The sequence below is a fragment of the Pseudomonas sp. R1-1 genome, from assembly GCF_051132135.1.
In the GTDB taxonomy this organism is placed as follows: Bacteria; Pseudomonadota; Gammaproteobacteria; order Pseudomonadales; family Pseudomonadaceae; genus Aquipseudomonas.
Map to the genome: position 1 here is coordinate 5,509,852 of NZ_CP071663.1, position 24,773 is coordinate 5,534,624.

Sequence of the window (24,773 nt, forward strand, 5' to 3'; positions counted from 1 at the left end):
CAATGTTCATGGAGATCGCACAATGAAGCGTCGCAGTTTGATCAAGGCTTTCACACTCACGGCATCCATTGCCGCGATGGGCATGACCTGGACTGTCCAGGCCGCCGAGACCATCAAGGTCGGGATTCTGCATTCGTTGTCCGGGACCATGGCGATCTCCGAAACATCGCTCAAGGACATGGCCCTGATGACCATCGATGAGATCAACGCCAAGGGCGGTGTGAACGGCAAGATGCTCGAGCCGGTGGTGGTCGACCCGGCGTCCAACTGGCCGCTGTTCGCGGAAAAGGGCCGGCAACTGCTGACCCAGGACAAGGTCGCTGTGGTGTTCGGCTGCTGGACTTCGGTGTCGCGCAAATCGGTGCTGCCGGTGTTCGAAGAACTCAACGGTCTGCTGTTCTATCCGGTGCAATACGAAGGCGAAGAGATGTCGCCGAACGTGTTCTACACCGGCGCGGCGCCGAACCAGCAGGCGATCCCGGCGGTGGAATACCTGATGAGCGAAGAAGGCGGCAGCGCCAAGCGCTATTTCCTGCTCGGCACCGACTACGTTTACCCGCGCACCACCAACAAGATTTTGCGCGCGTTCCTGCACTCCAAAGGCGTGGCTGACAAGGACATCGAAGAGGTCTACACGCCGTTCGGTCACAGCGATTACCAGACCATCGTTGCCAACATCAAAAAGTTCTCGGCCGGCGGCAAGACAGCGGTCATTTCGACAGTCAATGGCGACTCCAACGTGCCGTTCTATAAAGAGCTGGCCAACCAGGGTCTGAAGGCCACCGACGTGCCGGTTGTAGCGTTCTCGGTCGGTGAAGAAGAGCTGCGCGGCATCGACACCAAGCCGCTGGTGGGCAACCTCGCGGCGTGGAACTACTTCGAATCCGTCGAGAACCCGGTGAACCAGAAGTTCGTCGCAGACTGGAAAGCCTACGCGAAGAAACACAACCTGCCGGGCGCCGACAAAGCGGTGACCAACGATCCGATGGAAGCGACTTATGTCGGCATCCATATGTGGGCGCAGGCCGTCGAAAAAGCCAAATCCACCGACGTCGAAAAGGTCCGCGAAGCCCTCGCCGGCCAGACCTTCGCCGCGCCGTCCGGTTACACCCTGACCATGGACAAGACCAACCACCACCTGCACAAACCGGTGATGATCGGCGAGATCCAGAGCGACGGTCAGTTCAACGTCGTCTGGCAGACCGAAGGCCCGGTGCGCGCCCAACCGTGGAGCCCATTCATTCAGGGCAACGACAAGAAGCCCGATTATGCGGTGAAGAGCAACTGAGTCTGACTTGGGTTTTGTCGTGAGGCGGAGATCCTTTCCCCCTCACCCCAACCCTCTCCCCCAAGGGGGCGAGGGGGAAGGGAGCTGATCTCTATCGCTTTCAGAACCTGAGTTCGGCGCAGAAATGTCAGGTCGACGCTGGATGACCTGACAACCCGGTCAGTCCCCTCTCCCTCTGGGAGAGGGTTAGGGTGAGGGGCGGACTCAAAGCCGGACACCGCTCCATCGGCCACCGCAAGAAAGGACACACCTCTAATGCCCACTGCCATACACCGTTTGCTTCTTGCCATCGCAGTCTTTCTGCCGCTACTGGCCCACGCCGGCGACGCCGAAGACTTCGTCGCGGCCAACCCGACGCAACAGGCCAGACTGCTGGAAGCCTGGGCCGCGCAGCCCGATCCGGCGCGTATCGAATTGCTTGGCGCCTTGCAACAAGGCGAACTGAGCATCGACGGCCAAACCAAAACCCTGCGCCTGAACAATCGCCTGCGGGGTCTGATCGACACCGCGATGGCCAGCCATCAATTGCTCGCCGCTGACGCCAAAATCCGTCTGAGCGCCGCGCAGCAATTGCAGAAAAGCGCGAAACCCGCGCAGCTGAAATTCCTCGACCAGCAACTGGCTGGCGAAAAGGACGAAAGTGTCCACGCAGCCCTGAGTCTGGCGCTGGCCAATCTGCAACTGGTCGACGCCGATCCGGCCGTGCGCCTCGCCGCCGTGCGCCTGCTCGGTGAAACCGGCGATCCGCTGGCACGCACACGCCTCGAAGGCCTGCTCGAACCCGGCGTCGAAAGCGATGCCGGCGTGCGCACCGCCGCTGAAACCAGCCTCGCTCAGGTCAAACGCAAACTGCTGATCGGCGAAGTCCTCGGTCAGGCATTCAGCGGCATGTCCCTCGGCTCGATTCTGCTACTCGCGGCGCTCGGTCTGGCGATCACCTTCGGCCTGCTCGGGGTGATCAACATGGCCCACGGCGAGATGCTGATGCTCGGTGCCTACTCGACCTACGTGGTGCAGTTGATGTTCCAGCGCTACGCACCGCAGGCCATCGAGTTCTATCCCTTGATCGCGCTGCCAGTGGCGTTTTTCGTCACGGCGGCAATCGGCATGGCGCTGGAGCGCACGGTGATTCGTCACCTCTACGGCCGCCCGCTGGAAACCCTGCTCGCGACCTGGGGCATCAGCCTGATGCTCATCCAACTGGTGCGTCTGGTGTTCGGTGCGCAAAACGTTGAAGTCGCCAACCCGGCCTGGCTGTCGGGCGGCATTCAGGTGCTGCCGAACCTGGTGCTGCCGTACAACCGCATCGTGATCATCGCGTTCGCGCTGTTCGTGGTGGTGCTGACCTGGCTGCTGCTGAACAAGACCCGCCTCGGCCTGAACGTGCGCGCCGTGACTCAGAACCGCAACATGGCCGCTTGTTGCGGCGTGCCGACCGGGCGTGTCGACATGCTTGCGTTCGGCCTCGGTTCGGGCATCGCCGGCCTCGGTGGTGTCGCGCTGAGTCAGATTGGCAACGTCGGCCCGGATCTGGGCCAGAGCTACATCATCGACTCGTTTCTGGTGGTGGTGCTCGGCGGCGTCGGGCAACTCGCCGGTAGCGTGCTCGCAGCATTTGGCTTAGGCATCGCCAACAAGATTCTCGAACCGCAGATCGGTGCGGTGCTCGGCAAGATCCTGATCCTCGCGCTGATCATTCTGTTCATTCAGAAACGTCCGCAAGGCCTCTTCGCACTGAAAGGACGGGTGATCGACTGATGAACCAGCCTCTGTTAGTCACGGCCACACAAAAGGCCGGGCCGAAAGTCACCATCGCGGTTGGCGCGGTAGTTCTGGCCTTGCTGATCGCCCTGCCACTGCTGTCGTTGTTGCCAGCGGAAAATGCACTGTCGATCTCGGCATACACCCTGACGCTGGTCGGCAAAATCCTCTGCTACGCCATCGTCGCTCTGGCGCTGGATCTGGTCTGGGGCTATGCCGGGCTGTTGTCGCTGGGCCACGGTCTGTTCTTCGCCCTCGGCGGCTATGCGATGGGCATGTACCTGATGCGTCAGGCCGCCGGCGATGGCTTGCCGGCGTTCATGACGTTTCTGTCGTGGAGCGAATTGCCGTGGTACTGGACCGGTACCAGCAGCTTTGTCTGGGCGCTGTGTCTGGTGGTGTTGGCGCCGGGTCTGCTGGCGCTGGTGTTCGGATTCTTCGCCTTCCGCTCGCGGATCAAAGGCGTGTATTTCTCGATCATGACCCAGGCGCTGACGTTCGCCGGCATGCTGTTGTTTTTCCGCAACGAGACCGGGTTCGGCGGCAACAACGGTTTCACCAATTTCCGCACGATCCTCGGTTTCGGCATCACCGAACCGGGCACCCGTGCGGTGCTGTTTCTGGCCACCGTGTTGCTGCTGGTGGCGAGTCTGTTCATCGGCTGGCGTCTGGCGCAGAGCAAGTTCGGCCGTGTGCTGACCGCACTGCGCGATGCAGAAAACCGTTTGATGTTCTGCGGCTACGACCCGCGCGGTTTCAAGCTGTTCGTCTGGGTGTTGAGCGCAGTGTTGTGCGGTCTGGCCGGGGCCTTGTATGTACCGCAGGTGGGCATCATCAACCCGAGCGAAATGTCGCCGACCAACTCGATTGAAGCGGCGGTGTGGGTCGCTCTCGGCGGGCGCGGCACGCTGATCGGGCCGCTGCTCGGCGCCGGCGTGGTCAACGGCATGAAGAGCTGGTTCACCGTGGCTTTCCCGGAGTACTGGCTGTTCTTCCTCGGCGCGCTGTTCATCGTCGTGACGCTGTACCTGCCCAAAGGCGTGATCGGCCTGCTGAAGAAACGAGGTGAACAATGAGAGTAACCGCGAGCGCTGAATTCATGCTCGAACCGGCGTTCTTCCCGGTCGAGCCGAACAAGGACGAGGGCACCAGCCGCGACTCGATCGGCCTCGGCCAGCGCGTCGGCCCGGGGCTCGATACGCGTCACGGCACGATCCTCACCCTGGAAGACATTAGCGTCAGCTTCGATGGCTTCCGTGCGCTGAACAATCTCAACCTGTACATCGGCGTCGGCGAACTGCGCTGCATTATCGGCCCCAACGGCGCGGGCAAGACCACGTTGATGGACGTGATCACCGGCAAGACCCGGCCGAGCCACGGCAAGGCGTGGTTCGGTGAAACGCTGGATTTGACGCAGATGAGCGAAGTGCAGATCGCCCAAGCCGGGATCGGCCGCAAGTTTCAGAAACCAACGGTGTTCGAAGCCCTGAGCGTGTTCGAGAACCTCGAGCTGGCGCAGAAAACCGACAAGTCGGTGTGGGCCAGTTTGCGTGCGCGCCTCAGTGGCGAGCAAAAGGATCGCATCAGCGAAGTGCTGGAAACCATTCGCCTGACCCCCTCGGTCAATCGTCCGGCGGGCCTGTTGTCCCACGGCCAGAAGCAGTTCCTGGAGATCGGCATGCTGCTGATGCAGGACCCGCAACTGCTCCTGCTCGATGAGCCGGTCGCGGGCATGACCGATGCCGAAACCGAGTTCACTGCCGAGCTGTTCAGGTCGCTGGCGGGCAAGCATTCGCTGATGGTGGTCGAGCATGACATGGGCTTTGTCGGCTCGATTGCCGACCATGTCACCGTGTTGCATCAGGGCAGCGTTTTGGCCGAAGGCTCGCTTGAGCAGGTGCAGGAAAACGAGCGGGTGATCGAGGTCTATCTCGGCCGCTAGGCACTTTGATCGTTCCCACGCTCCGCGTGGGAATGCATCTCGTGACGCTCCGCGTCACACAACGGCGGACGCAGAGCGTCCGTGGCGGCATTCCCACGCAGAGCGTGGGAACGATCACCGGGGGAATCCGAACATGCTGCAAGTCGACAAACTTCATCAGTACTACGGCGGTAGCCACATCCTGCGCGGCCTCTCGTTTGACGTGAAGGTCGGCGAAGTCACCTGCCTGCTCGGGCGTAACGGCGTGGGCAAGACCACTTTGCTCAAATGCCTGATGGGCCTGCTGCCCGCCAAGGAAGGCGCGGTGAATTGGGAAGGCAAACCGATCACCACGCTCAAGCCGCACCAGCGCGTGCACGCCGGGATTGCTTATGTGCCGCAAGGCCGCGAGATCTTTGGGCGCCTGACGGTTGAAGAAAATCTGCTGATGGGCCTGTCGCGCTTTCCCGGCAGTGAAGCCAGGGAAGTTCCAGGTTTCATCTACGAGTTGTTCCCGGTGCTGCTACAAATGAAGCAGCGCCGCGGCGGTGATCTGTCCGGTGGTCAGCAACAGCAACTGGCGATTGGTCGCGCACTGGCCAGTCGTCCACGGCTGCTGATTCTCGACGAGCCCACCGAAGGCATTCAACCGTCGGTGATCAAAGAGATCGGCGCGGTGATCAAGAAACTCGCGGAACGCGGCGACATGGCGATTTTGCTGGTCGAGCAGTTCTACGATTTCGCTGCGGAACTGGCCGATCAGTATCTGGTGATGTCGCGAGGCGAGATCGTCCAGCAGGGTCGCGGTGAAAATATGGAGGCCGAAGGTGTTCGCGGGCTGGTCACGATCTAACGCGCCGGTCTAATCTGTAGCTTCCTAACGATAATCACACACCATGAATTCACTTGCCTCACCTGCCCTGTTTACCCCGAGCTGGCACGCCGAGCTGGAGCTGGCCTACGCGCGCTTCGGCGATTGCACACGTCCGGTCATGCGCCGGCACCTCGGCCCGCTGCGTGTGCAAAAGCATTTGTACGCCGAAGGGCCCGAAGTCTGCCAGCACATCATCGTCCATCCGCCGGGGGGGATTGCCGGCGGTGATCGCCTCGACATCAGCGCCCGCGTCGAAGCCAACGCCTGGGCGCAGATCACCAGCCCCGGCGCAGCCAAGTGGTACCGCGCCGGAGGGCCGGCTTATCAAAAACTCGATCTGCACGTGGCAGCCGGGGCGACGCTGGAATGGCTGCCGCAGGAAACCATCGTCTACAGCGCCGCGCAGGCTGAATTGAGTACGACCATAGACCTTGAGGGCGATGCGCGACTGTTCTACTGGGATGTCGTGGCGCTGGGCAGGCCGGCCAGTGGCGAGCGCTTCGACCTGGGGCACTTTCAGGCGCATCTGGATATCCGCCGCGACGGCCGCTTGCTCTGGCATGAACGCCAGCGCATCGTCGGCGCCGATGGCTTGCTCGATTCGCCGATCGGGCTGGATGGCCAGCCGGTGTTTGCGACGTTGCTGGTGAGCGGTGAAATTGATGCTGAACTCATGGAGCGCTGTCGCTCGCTGGGCCACGCCGTGCATGGGGATCTGACGCAGTTGCCGGGGTTGCTGGTGGCGCGGTGTCTGGCCTCTGAAGCATTACTCGCCCGTGCCTGGCTGATTGATTTATGGCGACTGCTCAGACCTGCGTTGCTCGGTCGCGAGGCTGTCGCGCCAAGAATATGGAGCACCTGAAATCCAGACCCTCACCCCCCGCCCTCTCCCGGAGGGAGAGGGAGCCAGACCGAGCCGTCCGAGATGGATTCAATTGCTTGAAAAAATACTGCTGACTGAACCGGCCAGTGAAAACAATCGAGATCTGTTCCCTCTCCCTCGGGAGAGGGCTAGGGTGAGGGGCCGCTTTGACTGGCACCCCGCCCGGTGCGAACACTACACAAATCTGCCCTGATGGAACCCGAACCATGGACCTGACTCCACGCGAAAAAGACAAGCTGCTGATCTTCACCGCCGGCCTCGTTGCCGAGCGGCGTCTGGCCCGTGGCGTGAAACTCAATTACCCGGAAGCCATGGCCTATATCTCCGCGGCGCTGCTTGAAGGTGCGCGTGACGGCCAGACCGTCGCCGAGTTGATGCACTACGGCACCACGCTGCTCAGCCGCGAGCAAGTGATGGAGGGCATCGCGGAAATGATTCCGGAAATCCAGGTCGAAGCGACGTTCCCCGACGGCACCAAACTGGTCACCGTTCACCAACCGATCGTCTGAGGCGCGCCATGATTTATTCCATTCGCGATGCCGTCCACGCAGACCTGCCAGCGATCCGCGAGATCTACAACGACGCGGTGCTCAACACCACGGCAATCTGGAACGAGCAAGCCGTCGACCTCGGCAACCGCCAGGCGTGGTTCAGCGCGCGGCAGGCTCAGGCTTATCCGATTCTGGTGATCGTCGACAGCGACGACGCCGTGCTCGGCTACGCTTCGTTCGGTGACTGGCGCCCATTCGACGGCTTCCGCCACACGGTCGAACACTCGGTTTACGTGCGCAGCGATCAGCGCGGCAACGGCCTCGGCCCGCAACTGATGACGGCGCTGATCGAGCGCGCGAAAACCTGCGGCAAACACGTCATGGTCGCCGCCATCGAAAGCGGCAACGCCGCCTCGATTCGTCTGCACGAGCGCGCCGGTTTCAGCATCACCGGGCAGATGCCGCAGGTCGGTACCAAGTTCGGCCGCTGGCTCGATCTGACCTTCATGCAACTGACCCTCAACCCTGGCGCGCAACCGCCTGACGCCCACAAGGAGTGACACCGATGAACGCCGCCCAGTTGCGCCGCGTCAACGCTGAGAGCTTTGCGCATTACCGCCAGGGCTTGATCGATCTGTTGCTCGACGCCGTCGGTTATGGCGCCAGCGTCGGCTTCATGGCTGACCTCGATGCGGCGCAGGCGCGCGTCTATTTCGATGAAGTGCAGGACAACGTCAACAAGGGCAGCGTGCTGCTCTGGGTGGTGGTCAAGGACGAGCAAGTGCTGGCCAGCGTGCAATTGGGCTTGTGCCAGAAAGCCAACGGCCGCAATCGCGCCGAAGTGCAGAAACTGCTGGTGCGCGAACACGCGCGGCGGCGCGGCCTCGGTCAGCAGTTGATGCAGGCGCTGGAGCTTGAAGCGCGCAAACACCAGCGCGGCCTGCTCTACCTCGACACTGAAGCCGGCTCCCCCGCCGAAGATTTCTACAAGGCGTTGGGCTACACCCGCGCGGGTCAAATTCCAGATTACGCCTGCGACCCGAAAGGCACCTATCGACCGACCGCTCTCTACTACAAGATTCTGCAAGGAGCCCAGTGATGATTCCTGGCCAGTACCAGATCCAGCCCGGCGACATCGAACTCAACGTCGGCCGCCGCACCGTCAGCCTGAAAGTCGCCAACAGCGGTGACCGGCCGATTCAGGTCGGTTCGCACTATCACTTTTTTGAAACCAATGACGCACTGCTGTTCGACCGCGCCGCCAGCCGCGGCATGCGCCTGAACATTCCGGCCGGCACGGCGGTGCGTTTCGAGCCGGGGCAGAGCCGTGAAGTCGAGCTGGTGGATTACGCCGGGCATCGCCGGGTGTTCGGGTTTGCCGGACGCATCATGGGTGATCTCGACTGACTGATCGTTCCCACGCTCCGCGTGGGAATGCATCCCGTGACGCTCCGCGTCACAAAAGGCGGACGCAGAGCGTCCATGGCGGCATTCCCACGCAGAGCGTGGGAACGATCAAATAAGGCAAGCACATGAAGATTTCCAGAAGCGCCTACGCCGACATGTTCGGCCCCACCGTCGGCGACAAGGTGCGCCTGGCCGACACCGAGCTGTGGATCGAAGTCGAGAAAGACTTCACCACCTACGGCGAAGAAGTGAAGTTCGGTGGCGGCAAGGTCATCCGCGACGGTCAGGGCCAAAGCCAGTTGCTCGCTGCGGAAGTGGTCGACACGCTGATCACCAACGCGCTGATCATCGACCACTGGGGCATCGTCAAGGCCGACGTCGGCCTCAAGGACGGGCGCATTGCGGCGATCGGCAAGGCCGGCAACCCCGACGTGCAGCCCGACGTGACCATCGCCATCGGTGCCGGCACCGAAGTGATTGCCGGCGAGGGCATGATCCTCACCGCTGGCGGCATCGACACCCACATCCATTTCATCTGCCCGCAGCAGATCGAAGAAGCACTGATGAGCGGCGTCACCACGATGATCGGCGGCGGCACCGGCCCGGCCACCGGCACCAACGCCACCACCTGCACATCCGGCCCTTGGCACCTGGCGCGCATGCTTCAGGCGGCCGACGCGTTCCCGATGAACATCGGCCTCACCGGCAAGGGCAACGCCAGCCTGCCGGAACCGTTGATCGAACAGGTCAAGGCCGGCGCCATCGGCCTCAAGCTGCACGAAGATTGGGGCACCACCCCGGCGAGTATCGACAACTGCCTGAGCGTCGCCGATCAGTTCGACGTGCAGGTGGCGATCCACACTGACACCCTCAACGAATCCGGCTTTGTCGAAACCACTCTCGGCGCGTTCAAGGGCCGCACCATCCACACCTATCACACCGAAGGGGCTGGCGGCGGGCACGCGCCCGATATCATCAAAGCCTGTGGTTTCCCAAATGTTTTGCCGAGTTCGACCAACCCGACCCGCCCGTTCACCCGCAACACCATCGACGAACACCTCGACATGCTGATGGTCTGCCACCACCTCGACCCGAGCATCGCCGAAGACGTCGCGTTTGCCGAAAGCCGCATCCGCCGCGAGACGATTGCCGCCGAAGATATCCTTCACGACCTCGGCGCATTCTCGATGATCAGCTCCGACAGCCAGGCCATGGGCCGTGTCGGCGAAGTCATCACGCGCACCTGGCAGACCGCCGACAAAATGAAAAAACAGCGCGGCCCGCTGCCACAGGACGGCGAAGGCAACGACAACTTCCGCGCCAAACGCTACATCGCCAAGTACACCATCAACCCGGCGATCACCCATGGCATCAGCCACGAAGTCGGCTCGGTGGAAGTCGGCAAATGGGCCGACCTGGTGCTGTGGCGTCCGGCGTTTTTCGGTGTGAAGCCAACGCTGATTCTGAAGGGCGGGGCGATTGCCGCGAGCCTGATGGGTGATGCCAACGCCTCGATTCCGACCCCGCAACCGGTGCACTACCGCCCGATGTTCGCCAGCTACGGGGGTTCGCTGCATGCCACCAGCCTGACCTTCATCAGTCAGGCGGCGCAGGAGGCCGGCTTGCCTGAAGCACTGGGTTTGAAGAAGAAAATCGCCGTGGTCAAAGGTTGCCGTGACGTGCAGAAAACCGACCTGATCCACAACGATTACCTGCCGGACATCGACGTCGACCCGCAGACCTATCAGGTCAAGGCCGACGGCGTGTTGCTGTGGTGTGAGCCGGCGGAAACCTTGCCGATGGCGCAGCGTTACTTCCTCTTCTGACCGCGGTTGCGCTGTCGGAAACGGACGCTCAGGTCCGTGCCCGGCAGCGCTGCCTGATCAATCAGGGAACGCCCACGACATCTGTTGTTCGCTGTAGTTGTAATCCAGACGCAGCTCGGTGCCGGCCGGGATATCTTGCGACGCGAACAGCGTGTTGAGGATAAAGTCGCGGGTCACCTGTTTATCGCCTACCCACTGTTGCGCCTCGATATCGAACGGCACGGTTTCCACGTTATAGCCATTCGGCGCCTGGCGAATCGGCTTGCCTGCCTCGTTGTATTCGAAGTTGGAGTTGATCCGCGAAATGATGTTGTCGCCCAGTATCGCCAGCGGATCAGGCAGCATTCGCCCCGGGCCATATTGCAGACGCATCCCGGCGAGCATGCTGAACGTTTGTTCATAAGGCCGCACGAACCTTGCCGGCGTGATGACGCCACCGTAGACGCCGATGGCCTCGCCCTTGGCGATGCGCCGATTGGCCACCACCATGGACTGGCCGATCAAGGCCTTTTCACCGGGGACTTTCGCGTCGGCCTCGGTAAACACGCGCCATTGCAGCTTCTCCTCATAGAGCATCGCCACGTCTTCATAACCTTCGTACCTGATGTAGGGCTTGATCTGTTCGGAAGTGAACTGATCGCCGTTTTCAAAGCGCACTTTGGTCTGCAGCTTTCGAATGCGGATCGGTCTGCCGGCAACGTCACGTAGCGGATATTTGCCATTGTTGGCGCGGTTGTAAGTGCCCAACTGGTTACCGAGAAACGAATAGCGCGTTTCGCTGCGCATCGTGCTCAGTTCCTGTGCTGTGTAGGGTTTGATCGGCATGGATTCGGAGGCGAGGAAAAACTCTTCCGATCCTCCGTCATCATTGCGCGGCAGTTCCTCCAGGGCCATTTCGAACTCGTCGTCACTGCGACGAGGCGAGCGACGACTCTTGCGCGGCATGACAGCCTGCGGCGTGGAAATGGTGAAATCCTGCAACGGATACCAGTGGTTGCTGGCTGCGTCATGCGCCAGCACCGGGCCCGAGGCTTGCAGTTCGCTCGCCAGCCGGGCCCGGTGCAGCCCGGTTTGCGCATCGACAGCGAGCAACACCGTGCCGCCCCCCTGAACATCGGCGTAGCGCCGCCCCTTGAACGTGCGAACGCCCTCCGCGTCAGCATCAGGCAAGGTGGTCGCCGCGGGTATCAGGTATTGCTGCAGCGCGGAGACGTCGGCGCTGACGGTTTCAGCGGTAGCGGACGTGGATGCATGCACCTGCACCCTCGAGATCGTTGCCTGCGAGGAATCGGCGGTGCTGCCGGCAGCTTCAGGCGTATCGCCAGGTGTTCGGCGCGTCACGGGGTCAGGTGTGAACCGGGTTGTTTCTGCTCCGGACGGCGTTGAATCAGCCGGCGTGCGCGGGCGAGGGGGTACGTCGACACGGGTCGTGCCGGGCGTTGGCGGCTTGGGTTTGACTGGCATGCGTACATTTCCTTATAAGAACTGCGCAGCGCCACGGTGAGCGTAGCGCTACGTCAATCGGCGTCCATTGCCGATCCTCAGCGAAAGCTAGCAGAGCGCTTCGCCCGCTCAAACCAGAGAAATGTGTGCAAACAATAACCTGACGTTGCCGCTCTACTCGACCAGCAAACGCCCCAGGCGCTGGCGCAACATGCGGTTTTCGGCGCGCAGCTCGCGCACTTCTTCGAGCAGGTCCAGCGCCAGGGCGACGCCTTCCCATTCCAGCTCCAGGTCGCGTCGCAGCTTGGCGGCGCGTTTGGCCAGGGCCAGTTCGTAATCGGTGAAACGCCATTCGCGCGGCGGCCCGCCCTGAGGTTCGAGGATGCCGTGTTCGACGATCTCGATCACGTAGACGTCCGACAGATCGGCCGCCTCACAGAATTCTGCCATGTCCAGTTGAACGCTCAGGGGGGTGCTCATGATGGGCTACTCCGTCGTCGAATTCAGAAGTTCTCTCGCGGGTTGAACGCGGCTTTTTTCGCCAGTTCCTGCCACAGCGCCTTGACCTCATCGTCGGCCGCTTTCGGCATCACGGCCTTGAGTTGCACGAACAGATAGCCGCGCTCGCCGCTCTTGCTCTTCAGACCGTGGCCCTTGGCACGCATGCGCTGGCCGTTCTGACTGCCGGCCGGCACCTTGAGGTTGATCTTGCCGGTCAGCGTCGGTACCGCCACTTCGGTGCCCAGCGCCAGCTCCCACGGTGCCAGCGGCAAGGTGATGATCAGGTTGTCGCCTTCGACATCGAACTTGGGGTGCGGCGCAAAGCGGATGGTCAGATACAGATCACCATTCGCCCCGCCACCGACACCCGGCGCGCCCTGGCCCTTCAAGCGGATGCGCTCGCCATCGGCAACGCCCGCCGGAATTTTCACGTTGAGGCTCTTGCTGGTGTTGCTGACGTGTTGGCCGTGCGCGTTGTATTGCGGCACCTGGAAGGTGACTTTCTTCGACTCGTTCGACAGGGTTTCCTCAAGAAACACCGGCAATTCCATTTCCACGTCCTGCCCTCGCCGCCCACGGGATTGCCGGCCTTCGCCGCCACCGAAACCGGGGCCGCGATTGCCGAAGATCGAACTGAAGAAGTCCGAGAAGTCGCCGGAATCGGCACCGCCGCCACCAAAGCCGCCACGGCTCTGCCAGCCCGGTGGCCCCTGGAAGGGCTGACCGTGCTGGCCATAACGGCGCAGCTCGTCGTATTCGGCGCGCTTGTCGGCGCTTTTCAGCGCTTCATAGGCTTCCGAGGCGTCTTTGAATTTGGCCTCGGCGTCCTTTTCCTTGCTGACATCGGGGTGGTATTTGCGCGCCAGCTTGCGATAGGCCGCCTTGATCGCCTTGTCGTCCGCTGTCGGCTCCACGCCGAGTATCTTGTAATAGTCTTTGAAGTCCATTGAAGGATCACCATCCGTTATCGATTTCGCGCCGTTGCCAGCCTGCGCCCGATTGGCACGTGCCGGGTTGACCGATCTCAAGATTGTGACCGGGTGGCGCCGCAGAAGTTTATCGGCAGTGGCCGGCGGTTCTGTTGACCGCCGATGTATCTGCCGGCCCATGCCAGCAAGTTTGGGGCGAACCGCGAGGTTTCAAGGCAACCGGGATGCGAAATAGCAGATGACCGGCCTTCGAATCTGGCGCGCACTGACATACACTGCGCGGCCGTTTTTTTGACCGGAACCGAAAGACATGAAAGACGCCTCTCCAGCCCGTGCCTGCGGCATCGACTTCGGCACGTCCAACTCCACCGTCGGCTGGCTGCGCCCCGGCATGGACACCATGATCGCGCTGGAAGACGACAAGATCACCCTGCCCTCGGTGGTCTTCTTCAATATCGAGGAACGCCGTCCGGTCTACGGGCGCCTGGCGCTGCACGAGTATCTGGAAGGCTACGAAGGCCGGCTGATGCGCTCGCTGAAAAGTCTGCTCGGTTCCAAGCTGATCAAGCACGACACCAGCGTGCTCGGCACGGCGATGCCGTTCAAGGACCTGCTCGGGCTGTTCATCGGCCAGCTCAAGAGCCGCGCCGAAACCGCCGCCGGTCGTGAATTCGAGCAAGTGGTGCTGGGGCGCCCGGTGTTTTTCGTCGATGACGATCCGCTGGCCGACCAGGAAGCCGAAGACACCCTGGTCGAGGTCGCTCGCAAGATCGGTTTCAAGGATGTGTCGTTCCAGTACGAACCGATCGCTGCGGCGTTCGATTACGAGTCGACCATCGAGAAAGAAGAGCTGGTGCTGATTGTCGACATCGGCGGCGGTACATCGGACTTCTCGCTGGTACGCCTGTCGCCCGAGCGCCGCGCAGTGGATAACCGTCACGACGACATCCTCGCCACTGGCGGCGTGCACATCGGCGGTACCGACTTCGACAAACAGCTGAGTCTGCAAGGCCTGATGCCGCTGTTCGGCTACGGCAGCCGGATGAAAAGCGGCGCCTACATGCCGACCAGCCATCACATGAACCTGGCGACCTGGCACACCATCAACTCGGTGTACTCGCAGAAGTCGACGTTGGCGCTGGGCAGCATGCGCTACGACATCGAAGACACCGGCGGCATCGACCGGCTGTTCAAGCTGATCGAGCAGCGTGCCGGGCACTGGCTGGCGATGGAAGTCGAAGAAACCAAGATCCAGCTGACCCACACCGACAGTCGCCATGTGCCGCTGGATCGCATCGAAGCCGGTTTGAGCGTGGAACTGACGCGGGCGCTGTTCGAATCGTCGATCGATGCGCTGCTGGAGCGGGTGCGCGGCAGCGTCACGCAGCTGTTGAGCGATGCCGGTGTGGCGGTCGATCAGGTCGATACGGTGTTCTTCACCGGCGGCTCCAGCGGCATCCCGGCACTGCGCAACAGCGTCTCGGCGATGCTGCCGAAAGCGCGGCATGTCGAAGGCAATATCTTCGGCAGCATTGGCAGCGGCCTGGCGATTGAAGCCATGAAGCGTTATGGCGCGATGGCCTGATCTGCCTTGAGACCTGATCGTTCCAACGCTCCGCGCAGGAATGCCGCCATGGACGCTCTGCGTCCGCTGTTGAGGCTGTGACGCGGAGCGTCACGGGATGCATTCCCACGCAGAGCGTGAGAACGATCTGGAGTTACACCATCCCGCCCAGCTTCAACTCGCTCTTCAGGTACGCGTAATAAATCGGCCCCGCCACCACTCCCGGCAAACCGAACGCGGCTTCGAACACCAGCATCGCCAGCAGCAACTCCCACGACTTCGCACTGATCTGCCCACCGACGATGCGCGCGTTGAGGAAGTATTCCAGCTTGTGGATAACGATCAGATAACCCAGCGCCGCAACGGCCACCCAGATCGACAGCGAGAGGCCGACGATGGTGATCAGCGTGTTGGAAATCAGATTGCCGATCACCGGCAGCAGGCCGAGCAGGAAGGTCAGCACGATCAGGGTCTTGGTCAGCGGCAGCTTGATCCCGAACATCGGCAAGACCACTGCAAGAAAGATCCCGGTGAAGAAGGTGTTGAGCAGGGAAATCTTGATCTGCGCGAAGACGATGTTGCGAAACGCCTGCACCAACAGGTGCAGACGATCAAACAGGGCCGCAGCCAGTGGCTTGCGTTTGGTCACGTCGGGAATGCGTTGCAGGGCAATGATCGCGCCGAGCACCATGCCGATCAGCAGCGTGACGAACATGTGTGCGGCGTCCTTGCCGACCAGTTGCAGGTCGGACAGGTGCTTGCCCAGCCATTCGCCAATTGCTACGCGAAACTCCGCCGCACTGGCCGGCAGATAAGCGTCGATGAACGGCGGCAATTGCCCGCGCGCACGATCGACCACACCCATGAATTTATCAAGGGAAGCGCCGGGGTTTTCCGCTTCGTGCAACAGAAAACTGATCGCGCCAGCGAAGATCAGCGCCAGCACACTCACCACCAGCGTGCCCAGCAACGCCACCGCCAGCCAGCGCGCTCGGCGGCCTTCGATCAAGCGTTGCAACTGCGGGGTCAGCATGTTGACCAGCTCGAACACCAGCAACCCGGCCAGCAGACTTGGCAACAAACGCAGCGGCAGCACCAGCAGCAAACCGCCGAAAATGATGATGCAACTGACCCAGAACACGACATGACGCTGAGAAAACGTTGGCATACAGCCTCAAAACGAACGGCGTAAAAGGATGGGCAGTCTGCCAGCGATCCGGGGAGAGCACTAGGGATATGCAGGGTTTCGGATTTCCGCGCAGGGCTTGCGAATTTTTCCCTCACCCTAGCCCTCTCCCAAAGGGAGAGGGGACCGACCGGGGGTTGCTGCAGAGATCCGCCGACCTGAGCGTGCATGCCGAATCCAGAATCGATCGGGTTTTTCAGTATGCAGACCTACTCGGCATCGACGCGGTCAGTCCCCTCTCCCTCCGGGAGAGGGTTAGGGTGAGGGCCGCTCTCAAGCCCTGCATCGCAGCCAAAAAACACGCGTTCCGCCTTATTTCTTCTTCAGACAATCACTCATGAACGCCTTGCGCGCATCGCCGGTCAGCGCCTTGGTTTTCGCGTCGGCATTGCAGGTGCTCATCTTCTGCTGCTGCGGAGTCAGGACCTTGCCGTCGTTCGCTGCCGGGGTGGCCTTGAGGCAGGTGCTCATGAAAGTCTTGCGCTCGTCACCTTTCAGACTCTTGGCGGTCGCATCGGCATTGCAGGTGGTCATCTTGTTCTGTTGCGCCGTGGCGGCGAAACCCTGGGAACACAGGAGCAGACCGATCATCAACAAAGGCACACGCAACATCTTCATGGAGTTTTCTCCTGGTTGCCGCACCGATGGATGCGACCTCGGCTGGAGTGTAGCCAAATCCTGTTACACCTTCCTGCCTTCCAGGTGGCTGCGGCGATATTGCTCCGGCGTGCACCCCGCCTGGCGGGCGAACATGGCGATGAACGCCGAGCCGCTGCTGTAGCCGAGATCGAAGGCGATTTCCTGCACGCTGCGTGCGGTTTCCAGCGCCTCGATGGCGGCAAGGTAACGCAAACGCTGGCGCCACTCACCGAAACTCATCCCCAGCTCACGGACAAACTGCCGGGCCAGCGTGCGCTCGCTGACATGCACCTGCAGCGCCCAGTGGGCCAGCGGCTGATTGTTGCCCGGCTCGGCCTGCAACGCATCAAGAATCGCCAGCAAACCGGGGCTGCTGGCGTACGGCAGGTAGCATTCATGCGCTGGCGCCTGCCGCAGCTGATCGACCAGCACCTGCGCCAGGCGCTGATCGGCATCGAGTTGCGGGATCTTCACGTCGCGGGCGGCGAAGTCCTTGAGGATCGCCTTGAGAATGTCGCTTATCGCCAGGGTGCAGGCCCGCGTCGGCAACTCGGCGCAGACCTTGGGATCAAGGCACACCGCGCGATAGTTGACCGGTTGATGGCTGTAGAAACTGTGTTCGACCTGCGGCGGCACCCACACGGCGTATTGCGGCGGTGACATGAAGCGGCTGCCATCGACCTCCATGTGCAGCACACCGTGGGCCGCGTATTCCAGCGTGCCCCACGGGTGCCGATGCGGTGCGGCAAATTCGTGAGCGTTGAAATCGGCGTAGCGAAAGTACACCGCCGACGGCAGCTCACTGAAATCCAGCAGATCGATGTGTTTACTGTTCATGCTGTCCGGTTGCAGAGGCAGGTTGTCCGTTTCGCAGTATAGGCCTGCATCCAGACAAGCGATAATCGCTGTTCATCAACGTACTGGTTCCAACTCATGCAATACGCGTTTCCACTGCTGGCAATTTTTATCTGGGCCGGCAATACCGTGATCAACAAACTGGCGGTCGGGGCGATTTTCCCGGCCGAGATCGGTTTCTACCGCTGGCTGCTGGCGGGCCTGCTGTTCACTCCGTTCATGTTCAAAGCGGTGATCGCGCACTGGCCGCAGATTCGCCCGAACCTGGGCAGGATTTTCATCCTCGGTGTGCTGGGCATGGCGGTCTATCAGAGCCTCGCCTACTTTGCTGCAACCCTGACCACTGCGACCAACATGGGCATCATCCTCTCGCTGATGCCGTTGATGGCGCTGGCCATGGCGATCATCAGCCTCGGACAACGTTTGACTGCCGGGGCGCTGGTTGGCGCGGTGCTGTCGTTCGCCGGGGTGCTGGTGGTGGTGTCGTCCGGCAGCCTTGGCAGCCTGCTGCAACACGGGGTGAATCTGGGCGACGCGATGATGCTGATCGCCACGCTGGCCTACGCGATCTACAGCACGCTGCTGAAAAAATGGCAACTGCGTTTGCCACCGCTGGTGTTGCTGTACTTGCAGGTGTTGGTGGCGATCGTCGTATTGTTTCCGCTGTACGCCGCTTCACCGAAAACCGGGCTGACCGTACAGAACATTCCGCTGGTGCTGTACGCCTGCCTGCTGGCATCAATGCTCGCGCCGCTGGCTTGGATGCAGGCAGTGCAGCGTCTGGGGCCGAGCCGCACGACGTTGTTCTTCAATTTGCTGCCGCTGATTACCGCGCTGATTGCGGCGGTGGTGTTGAAGGAGCAGTTGGCGATGTATCACCTGGTCGGCGGGTTGCTGACGTTGGGAGGGGTGGTGTTGTCGGAGCGCTGGACCACAGTGTTGGGCCGTAGAATCAGCGTCGCCTGATCCGGCCCTATCGCGAGCAAGCTCACTCCTACAATTGGAATGCGTTCCCCTGTAGGAGTGAGCCTGCTCGCGATGAACGATAACGCGGTCTGCCTGCTAACACCCGGCCGCCTCCAGCCGCGCCGCATGCTCGACAAACAACCGCACCGGATCCGCGCCCTTGCCCACCAGACCCAACGACTGGTTGACGATGTCGAAGTGGTCCAGCGCAAAGTCATCGCCAATCACCGTACCCAGATGCGAGCTGTAGCGCCCGACCATGCCATCGCACTGACCCGGCTCGCGCACGAAGGTTTTCGCAAACAAGCGGCAGCTGCGATTGGTCCCGTCGAACAGATTGCCGCCCCGATCAGTCTTGCCCGGCTGCAACGTGCCTGACCACGAGTAATAGCGCACCCCATTGACCTCCTCCGGCCCGTGCCCGCCCCAGATTGGCGGCAAGCCCTGTGGATAACGCTGATTGAACAGCGTCACGCCCGCCGTGGTCAGCGAATGGTGCGAGGCGTGAATATCCACCGGCAGTTTCGGCCCGTGGTAGCCGGTGTCGAGCAAGGCCATGACCCAGCCGACCAGGCGCAGCAGGGCTTCGAGCAGGCGGCCCCGGGGGCTGTCGGCGGGATAGTTGGTTTCAAGATAGTCAGCCAGTTCCGAACCGTGATTCGGCCCGGCCACGGACGTCACCGAGGCGACCAGATCCGGGCGTTTCGCCGCCACATAACGCGCGGTCAGCGCCCCTTGGCTATGGCCAAACAGATTGACCTTCGACGCACCGGCCTCGCGCAGGATTTCATCGATTCGCAGCAGCAACTGCTCGCCACGCACCTCGGTTGAATTGAGCGGTGACACCTGCACGGCAATCACCGTCGCCCCCGTGCGGCGCAACGCCTTGATGATGCCGTACCAATACGGGTAGAACAGCAGCCGGACGAACCCGAGCATGCCCGGCACCAGCACCAGTGGATAACGTGTCGACATCGGCGGACATCCTTGTGGTCGGTGAGTGAATGCGAGGGTGTGCAAAACGCTCGCCAAGCATCCACGCGGATCATGACAACTCGACCACCCGCCTACTTCAGGCCCACCACCCCCGCCACAATCAGCCCCACCGAGAGCAGTTTGACCAGGGTCAGGCTCTCGCCCAGCAGGGCGAAACCGAGAAACACGGTGCCCAGCGAGCCGATTGCAGTCCAGATCGGATACGCGATGCTCACCGGCAAGTCACGCATCGCCAAGGTCAGGAAGTAAATCCCGCCGACCGCCGCAACCACGGTGATCAACGAAGACCATGGGCGAGTGAAGCCTTCGGCGTACTTCATACCCATGGCGAACGTCACTTCAAACCCGGCAGCGATCAGCAAGAACAGCCAGGCCATCAGAATGTCCGGGCCAGGTCGAGCAGCCGTTGCTCGGCCTCGGCCACCGACACCGCGAAGGTGCGCTCGGCGGACTCCTCGCCTTCGGCGGCGACAACCGTGACGTCGTTGATGCCGATGAAACCCAACGCCGTGCGCAGCCACGGATCAGCATGGTTCAAGGCTTCGAGCTCGCCGCCCGGACCGAAGCCAAAACCGCCGCGACTGGTGACGATCAGGGCTTTCTTGCCCTGCAACAATGGCGTGTACTGAGCGACGCCGTTGTCCAGCGTGTGGTCGAAGGTCAACCCCAGACGCACAATCTGATCGACCCAGGCCTTGAGGCCGCTGGGCACGTTGAAGTTGTACATCGGCGTGGAAATCAGCAGCAGGTCGTGATCAAACAGTTCACCCACCAACGCGTCACTCAACGCCAGATCCGCCTGCATCACCAAGGGTCGCGCTTCGGGCTCTGGATAAAAAGCTGCTGCCACAAACGCCTCACTGACCGCGGGGATCACCGCCCGCCCGACCTCACGGCGAGTCACCTGCGCCCCCGAATGACGCGCCTGCCAGGCACTCAAAAACCCTTCCGCCAGCCGCCGCGAAGTCGACCGATCACCCCGCGGACTGCCGTGCACCACAAGAATCCTGCTCATCTATAAATCTCCCGACTAGAATCTGACCACTTGATGCTTGCAGCTTGAAGCTAGCCGCTGCTTCATCTCAAATGAGAAAAAATCAGTCGGGATGAATTTATTTCATCCATGGAGTTGCACATGTTCGCCTCGTTGCCGCTGACCGCCCTGCGTGCTTTTGAATCAGCTTCGCGGCTGCTGAGTTTCAAGGCTGCTGCCGAAGAACTGTCCGTGACGCCCACCGCGATTTCCCATCAGGTCCGCGCCCTGGAAGATTGGCTGGGTGTGGCGCTGTTCGAGCGTCTGCCGCGCCAGGTGCGCCTGACCGAGGGTGGCGAACGTCTGTTTCGCAGCCTGCACGGCGCGCTGCTGGAGGTGGCGCAAAGCGTCGATACTCTGCGCCCGCAGCGCAGCGGCAGCAGCCTGACGCTGTCGACCACGGCGGCGTTCGCCGCGCTGTGGCTGGTGCCGCGGCTCGGGCGTTTCTATGCACAGCATCCGGACATCAACGTGCGCCTCGACACCCATTGCGAAGTCATCGATCTGCATCAGGACGCCAGCGTCGATCTGGTGCTGCGCTACAGCCTCGACGACTACCCGAACCTGTATGGCCTGTGCCTGTTCGATGAGTCGTTCGGCGTCTATGGCTCGCCCGAGCAGGTGGCGCTGGCCGCGCAGCGCACGCCGACGCTGATCAACGTGCACTGGTACAACTCCAGGCTCTATGCGCATGGCTGGCAAGCGTGGTGCGCAAAGTCTGGCGAGAATTGGCTGAGTCCGACACCGGCCATCCGCGAATACGACGAGGAGCATTACGCCCTGCAAGCGGCGATCGCCGGACAAGGCTTGGTGCTGGCGAGCAATATTCTGGTTTCGCAAAGCGTCGCCAGCGGTGTGCTGGTGCCGTACCGCGGCGAGGTGCAGGTCGATGGCGCTGGCTACAGCGCCTTGTGCGTGCCGGGCCGCGAACGGCATCCGCCGGTGCGGGCCTTTTTCGCCTGGCTGCGTGAAGAAGCGCTGCGCTCCGGGCTGACCCCAAGGTCGGCGCAAATCGCATAAAACTTTTCGCCGTGCGCGTCACTCACAGCATGGGTAGCGACCGCGTCAGCAGAACGTGGCGCCCATTGGATTAGCCTCCTGGAGAGACTCACATGAGCGACGACCTGCATTTGTCAGATGTACAAACCCTGCGCGAACGGGCGCGCCAACACGTCGAAAACGGCGCCGTGACCGAGAGCTACAGCGCCAACCGCGAAGAAGTGCTGCGCTTGCTCAACGAATCGCTGGCCACCGAGCTGGTGTGCACCTTGCGCTATAAACGTCACTACTTCATGGCAACCGGCCTGAAAGCCAAAGCAGCCGCCGATGAATTCCTTGAGCATGCAGTGCAGGAAGCCGAGCACGCTGATCGCCTGGCCGAGCGCATCGTGCAACTGGGCGGTGAGCCGGAGTTCAATCCGGACGTACTGTCGCGGCTGTCTCACGCGCAATACGTCGCGGGCAATACGCTCAAGGAAATGGTTTACGAAGACCTGGTGGCCGAGCGGATCGCCATCGACAGCTACCGCGAGATCATCCAGTACCTCGGCGACAAGGACCCGACCACCCGGCGTATCTTCGAAGACATTCTGGCCCAGGAAGAAGAACACGCCGATGACATGGCGGACATTCTGAAAGACCTGTAACCATTCAACACCGCCATCGCGAGCAGGCTCGCTCCCACAGGTCGAAATGCATTCCCCTGTAGGAGTGAGCCTGCTCGCGATGGCGTATTTGTAGGCGCTGAAAAAATTACCGGGTCGGTTTAACAGTGACCGGCGCCTTGCCCTGCTTCATCTGCTCCAGCAACGGCGCGCACTGGTTCGGCTCGCCGCCGCTCGGCGCGACCAGCGCCAACAGCCCCGCCGCCGGCGCGGCGATCACACCCAGCGCGACCATGCCCGCGCCACGCAACATCAACGGCACAGCCTTAACCCCGGCATCCGGCTTGATGAACTTGCCGCGCACATACAGCGGCGAGCGCAGCGAGATCAGGCGCCAGCCCTTGGATTCCGGCGTCACCGTCAGGTCCAGTTGCTCGGTGGCCATGTTCGCTGTGCCGTCGATGTAGATAATTGCGTTCTCGGTATCGAAGACGAACAACTGCGTCGTCGCCAGCCCGGTCTTGATATCAAAGTCGGCAGCAGCGCAATTGATCTTCACTTCCTTGTCGCCAAAGATCTTGCCGACCACATAGTTACCAACGTTAAGCCCGGCCAGTTCCATCAATTCGCGGCTGATCGCACCGTCGTTGATCAACATTTTCAACTTGCCGTTGGCACCACCCAGCAGCTTCGCCACCGAATTGCCGCGACCGCTGATATCCGCATCGCCGTTGAGCTCACCGAAACTGGTCTTCATCGGTTCGAAGGTCGGGAACAGCTCCTTGAGCTTGAACTTGCGCGCGGTCAAGCGGGCCCGGCCTTCGAGCGGCTCGGTGCGACCGTTGAGGCGGATCTGCGCATCCAGATTGCCGCCGGCCACGCCAAAGCGCAGCGGCTCAAGGCTGAGTTCGCCGTCGTCGAGTTTCAGATGGGTGTAGAGGTCGGTGAATGGCAGCTTTTCGCTGTGCACGATGCGCTTGCCGGTGAATTCGACGTCAGCGTCCATCGCGCGCCAGCGATCGGTCTTGAATTCCTCGACCGGCAGCACCTTGTCGGTCGGTTGCTTGCTCGCACCGCCACGGGCCTTTTGCTCGGTGTTGGAGTCAGCGCCAATCAACGGCGCGAGATCGGCGAAGAGCAATTGATTGGAGAGCAGCGCGCCGCTGAGTTTCGGCCGTGGCTGGCTGGCGACATAGGTCAGGTCGCCATGAATGTCGCTGTCGCCGATCTTGCCGTTGAATTTCTCGTAGGTGAACTTCGCCCCTGCCTCGTCATGCAGCTTGGCGATCAGGTGGCCATCGGTGGAATACGGCGGCGTGTCCGGCAGGGTCACGCCGGTCAGCGGGTAGAGATTGCCGAGGCTGGCGCCGGCGAGTTTCAGGCGCAAATCGAGGGCGCCGAGGTTGAGCGGGTCGGTCAGGGTACCCGCCAGTTCGATGCGGGTGTCGCCGATCTGCGCCTGCGCCTGCAACGGGAAGGGTTTGCGCGCGTCCTGCAACGCCAGCAGCCCGCCGATCTTGCCTTGGCCGGTCAGGTTCTGGCCGTGATACTGGCCTTTGACCTTCAGCGCAAAGGCATAATCCTGTGGCGCGCCGCCCTTGTCCTGCGCGGTTTTTGCCGCTTTGGCGCCGACGATGTCGCTGTACGGAATCGGCTTGCCGAGCGGATCGATCAGCACATCGAGGCGGGTCTTGAGGGTCTGATCATCAAGGGTGACGTGGCCCTTGTCGAAACCGATGGCGCCGATGTCGACCACCCAGTTCGACGGTTCTGCGTTGGGGTCTTTCGGGTCGAACTTGAACACCCAGTTGGCGCGACCGTCGGCCAGGCGTTGCAGCTCGGCGTTGGGTTCGGTCAGGTCGATGCGCGGGATCACCACGCGCTGCGCCAGCAAGGCCAGCGGCGAAATGCGCAGCTCGACCTTTTTCAGGGTGACCATCTGCGCCTGTTTCGACCAGTCCGGGTTGCCCAGGCTCAGATCCTCGGCAACCACGTGCGGCCACGGCACCCAGGCGCGCCAGCCGCCTTCTTCAGGCTCGCGCTGCCAGATAACCGCCAGGTTGCCATTGATGGCAAACGCGCGGTGCAGCTCTTCGGAGACTTTGTTGTTGATCGTGGGTTTGATCCGGTTCCAGTCGAAAAACACGATGATCAGAATCAGCACTGCCAACAGCAGTACGAGAGTGGCGAAGGTCCAGCTGAAGATTTTTCCATTGCGCGTCATGCACAAAGCTCCTGATCACGACCGCACGTCTGGATCCCGACGCACAGTTTGAAACGGCAGACCGAAGCGGCCCTCATGCAGTCTGTGACTGGCGAAAGGCCCGCAGGTTTAATGGAAAGGCAGTTTAAGCCATAAAAAGCCTGGCAAATCTGACCGATCGGTCGAGCAGTGTTACCGCGACCCGCACTTTTGCGAGGCGCGATTGAGTCGAAAATACCCACCTCGGTGCAAAACTGCCGGCCGCAAAGGCCCGTTCTAGAGCCATCGCAGCGAACAATCAATTCTGTTGATTATTACCATTGCGTTTATGAACTTTTATATCGACTTATCGAGAGTAGCATTGCCCTCGTACCCACTTTATCGCCCTCCCAAGGAGCAACCC

25 protein-coding genes are annotated in these 24,773 nt (G+C 61.6%); 15 read left to right on the forward strand and 10 right to left on the reverse strand.

Annotated elements, in window-relative coordinates; all coding sequences use genetic code 11:
- The first annotated feature begins 22 nt into the window (after window positions 1–22).
- From urtA to ureC, 11 genes are all read left to right on the forward strand, one after another.
- Window positions 23–1,288: an urea ABC transporter substrate-binding protein gene (gene urtA, locus J3P75_RS24695; RefSeq protein WP_434708521.1), complete on the forward strand. Its 1,266-nt coding sequence runs from the start codon at window positions 23–25 to the stop codon at window positions 1,286–1,288.
- 255 nt (window positions 1,289–1,543) lie between these two features.
- Entirely contained in the window at window positions 1,544–3,046 is a 1,503-nt protein-coding gene (gene urtB / locus J3P75_RS24700; protein WP_434708522.1) for an urea ABC transporter permease subunit UrtB, read from the forward strand.
- Window positions 3,046–4,125: an urea ABC transporter permease subunit UrtC gene (urtC, locus tag J3P75_RS24705; RefSeq protein WP_258450655.1), complete on the forward strand. Its 1,080-nt coding sequence runs from the start codon at window positions 3,046–3,048 to the stop codon at window positions 4,123–4,125. Before urtB ends, urtC begins: the two co-directional genes overlap by 1 nt.
- Window positions 4,122–4,991, forward strand: coding sequence for an urea ABC transporter ATP-binding protein UrtD (gene urtD / locus J3P75_RS24710; protein ID WP_434708523.1), 870 nt, complete (start codon window positions 4,122–4,124; stop codon window positions 4,989–4,991). Before urtC ends, urtD begins: the two co-directional genes overlap by 4 nt.
- A 133-nt stretch (window positions 4,992–5,124) precedes the next feature.
- Window positions 5,125–5,823: an urea ABC transporter ATP-binding subunit UrtE gene (gene urtE / locus J3P75_RS24715; RefSeq protein WP_203420552.1), complete on the forward strand. Its 699-nt coding sequence runs from the start codon at window positions 5,125–5,127 to the stop codon at window positions 5,821–5,823.
- A 43-nt stretch (window positions 5,824–5,866) separates the two neighbouring features.
- Window positions 5,867–6,706 carry an urease accessory protein UreD gene (locus J3P75_RS24720; protein ID WP_434708524.1) on the forward strand — a complete coding sequence of 280 codons (840 nt, stop codon included), beginning with the start codon at window positions 5,867–5,869 and terminating at the stop codon, window positions 6,704–6,706.
- Window positions 6,707–6,933: 227 nt separating this feature from the next.
- Window positions 6,934–7,236 (forward strand): urease subunit gamma, encoded by a 303-nt coding sequence (gene ureA / locus J3P75_RS24725; RefSeq protein WP_042608931.1) that lies wholly within the window; start codon window positions 6,934–6,936, stop codon window positions 7,234–7,236.
- Between the two features lie 8 nt (window positions 7,237–7,244).
- A complete protein-coding gene (locus tag J3P75_RS24730) occupies window positions 7,245–7,778 on the forward strand; it encodes a GNAT family N-acetyltransferase (RefSeq protein ID WP_434708525.1) in 534 nt (177 codons plus the stop codon).
- 5 nt (window positions 7,779–7,783) lie between these two features.
- A complete protein-coding gene (locus J3P75_RS24735; RefSeq protein WP_434708526.1) occupies window positions 7,784–8,317 on the forward strand; it encodes a GNAT family N-acetyltransferase in 534 nt (177 codons plus the stop codon).
- Entirely contained in the window at window positions 8,317–8,625 is a 309-nt protein-coding gene (locus J3P75_RS24740) for an urease subunit beta (RefSeq protein WP_208938918.1), read from the forward strand. Before J3P75_RS24735 ends, J3P75_RS24740 begins: the two co-directional genes overlap by 1 nt.
- Window positions 8,626–8,750: 125 nt before the next feature.
- Window positions 8,751–10,451, forward strand: coding sequence for an urease subunit alpha (gene ureC / locus J3P75_RS24745; protein WP_258450658.1), 1,701 nt, complete (start codon window positions 8,751–8,753; stop codon window positions 10,449–10,451).
- A 57-nt stretch (window positions 10,452–10,508) separates the two neighbouring features.
- On the opposite strand, the gene J3P75_RS24750 is transcribed toward ureC, so the two are convergent.
- From J3P75_RS24750 to J3P75_RS24760, 3 genes are all read right to left on the reverse strand, one after another.
- Complete coding sequence (locus J3P75_RS24750) at window positions 10,509–11,708, reverse strand: SET domain-containing protein (protein WP_434708527.1); 1,200 nt, start codon at window positions 11,706–11,708, stop codon at window positions 10,509–10,511.
- A 360-nt stretch (window positions 11,709–12,068) separates the two neighbouring features.
- Window positions 12,069–12,374 carry a chaperone modulator CbpM gene (locus J3P75_RS24755; protein ID WP_093105256.1) on the reverse strand — a complete coding sequence of 102 codons (306 nt, stop codon included), beginning with the start codon at window positions 12,372–12,374 and terminating at the stop codon, window positions 12,069–12,071.
- A gap of 23 nt (window positions 12,375–12,397) precedes the next feature.
- The gene (locus tag J3P75_RS24760; protein ID WP_434708528.1) at window positions 12,398–13,342 is read right to left on the reverse strand and encodes a DnaJ C-terminal domain-containing protein; all 945 of its coding nucleotides are present in this window, start codon (window positions 13,340–13,342) and stop codon (window positions 12,398–12,400) included.
- A gap of 292 nt (window positions 13,343–13,634) precedes the next feature.
- Between J3P75_RS24760 and J3P75_RS24765 the strand changes: the two genes are divergently transcribed.
- Window positions 13,635–14,909, forward strand: coding sequence for an Hsp70 family protein (locus tag J3P75_RS24765; RefSeq protein WP_434708529.1), 1,275 nt, complete (start codon window positions 13,635–13,637; stop codon window positions 14,907–14,909).
- Between the two features lie 133 nt (window positions 14,910–15,042).
- Here J3P75_RS24765 and J3P75_RS24770 read toward each other — a convergent pair whose 3' ends face one another.
- The 3 genes from J3P75_RS24770 to J3P75_RS24780 form a co-directional block, all read right to left on the reverse strand.
- On the reverse strand, window positions 15,043–16,056 hold the full coding sequence (locus J3P75_RS24770) for an AI-2E family transporter (protein WP_203420543.1): 1,014 nt from the start codon (window positions 16,054–16,056) through the stop codon (window positions 15,043–15,045).
- A 330-nt stretch (window positions 16,057–16,386) separates the two neighbouring features.
- The gene (locus J3P75_RS24775) at window positions 16,387–16,692 is read right to left on the reverse strand and encodes a PsiF family protein (RefSeq protein ID WP_090280913.1); all 306 of its coding nucleotides are present in this window, start codon (window positions 16,690–16,692) and stop codon (window positions 16,387–16,389) included.
- Window positions 16,693–16,755: 63 nt separating this feature from the next.
- A complete protein-coding gene (locus tag J3P75_RS24780) occupies window positions 16,756–17,550 on the reverse strand; it encodes an AraC family transcriptional regulator (protein ID WP_434708530.1) in 795 nt (264 codons plus the stop codon).
- A 96-nt stretch (window positions 17,551–17,646) separates the two neighbouring features.
- On the opposite strand from J3P75_RS24780, the gene J3P75_RS24785 reads away from it, so the two are divergent.
- Window positions 17,647–18,534 carry a DMT family transporter gene (locus J3P75_RS24785; protein WP_434708531.1) on the forward strand — a complete coding sequence of 296 codons (888 nt, stop codon included), beginning with the start codon at window positions 17,647–17,649 and terminating at the stop codon, window positions 18,532–18,534.
- A gap of 96 nt (window positions 18,535–18,630) precedes the next feature.
- Here J3P75_RS24785 and J3P75_RS24790 read toward each other — a convergent pair whose 3' ends face one another.
- The 3 genes from J3P75_RS24790 to J3P75_RS24800 form a co-directional block, all read right to left on the reverse strand.
- Complete coding sequence (locus J3P75_RS24790; protein ID WP_434708532.1) at window positions 18,631–19,509, reverse strand: alpha/beta fold hydrolase; 879 nt, start codon at window positions 19,507–19,509, stop codon at window positions 18,631–18,633.
- 92 nt (window positions 19,510–19,601) lie between these two features.
- Complete coding sequence (locus J3P75_RS24795; RefSeq protein WP_434708533.1) at window positions 19,602–19,907, reverse strand: DMT family transporter; 306 nt, start codon at window positions 19,905–19,907, stop codon at window positions 19,602–19,604.
- On the reverse strand, window positions 19,907–20,545 hold the full coding sequence (locus J3P75_RS24800; RefSeq protein ID WP_434708534.1) for an FMN-dependent NADH-azoreductase: 639 nt from the start codon (window positions 20,543–20,545) through the stop codon (window positions 19,907–19,909). The genes J3P75_RS24795 and J3P75_RS24800 overlap by 1 nt, the downstream gene beginning before the upstream one ends.
- Before the next feature lie 108 nt (window positions 20,546–20,653).
- Between J3P75_RS24800 and J3P75_RS24805 the strand changes: the two genes are divergently transcribed.
- The gene (locus tag J3P75_RS24805; protein WP_434708535.1) at window positions 20,654–21,583 is read left to right on the forward strand and encodes a LysR substrate-binding domain-containing protein; all 930 of its coding nucleotides are present in this window, start codon (window positions 20,654–20,656) and stop codon (window positions 21,581–21,583) included.
- Window positions 21,584–21,675: 92 nt separating this feature from the next.
- Window positions 21,676–22,209, forward strand: coding sequence for a ferritin-like domain-containing protein (locus J3P75_RS24810; RefSeq protein ID WP_090280893.1), 534 nt, complete (start codon window positions 21,676–21,678; stop codon window positions 22,207–22,209).
- Window positions 22,210–22,315: 106 nt separating this feature from the next.
- Here the strand turns inward: J3P75_RS24810 and J3P75_RS24815 are convergent, their stop codons facing one another.
- Entirely contained in the window at window positions 22,316–24,391 is a 2,076-nt protein-coding gene (locus tag J3P75_RS24815; protein WP_434708536.1) for an AsmA family protein, read from the reverse strand.
- Window positions 24,392–24,773: the final 382 nt, after the last annotated feature.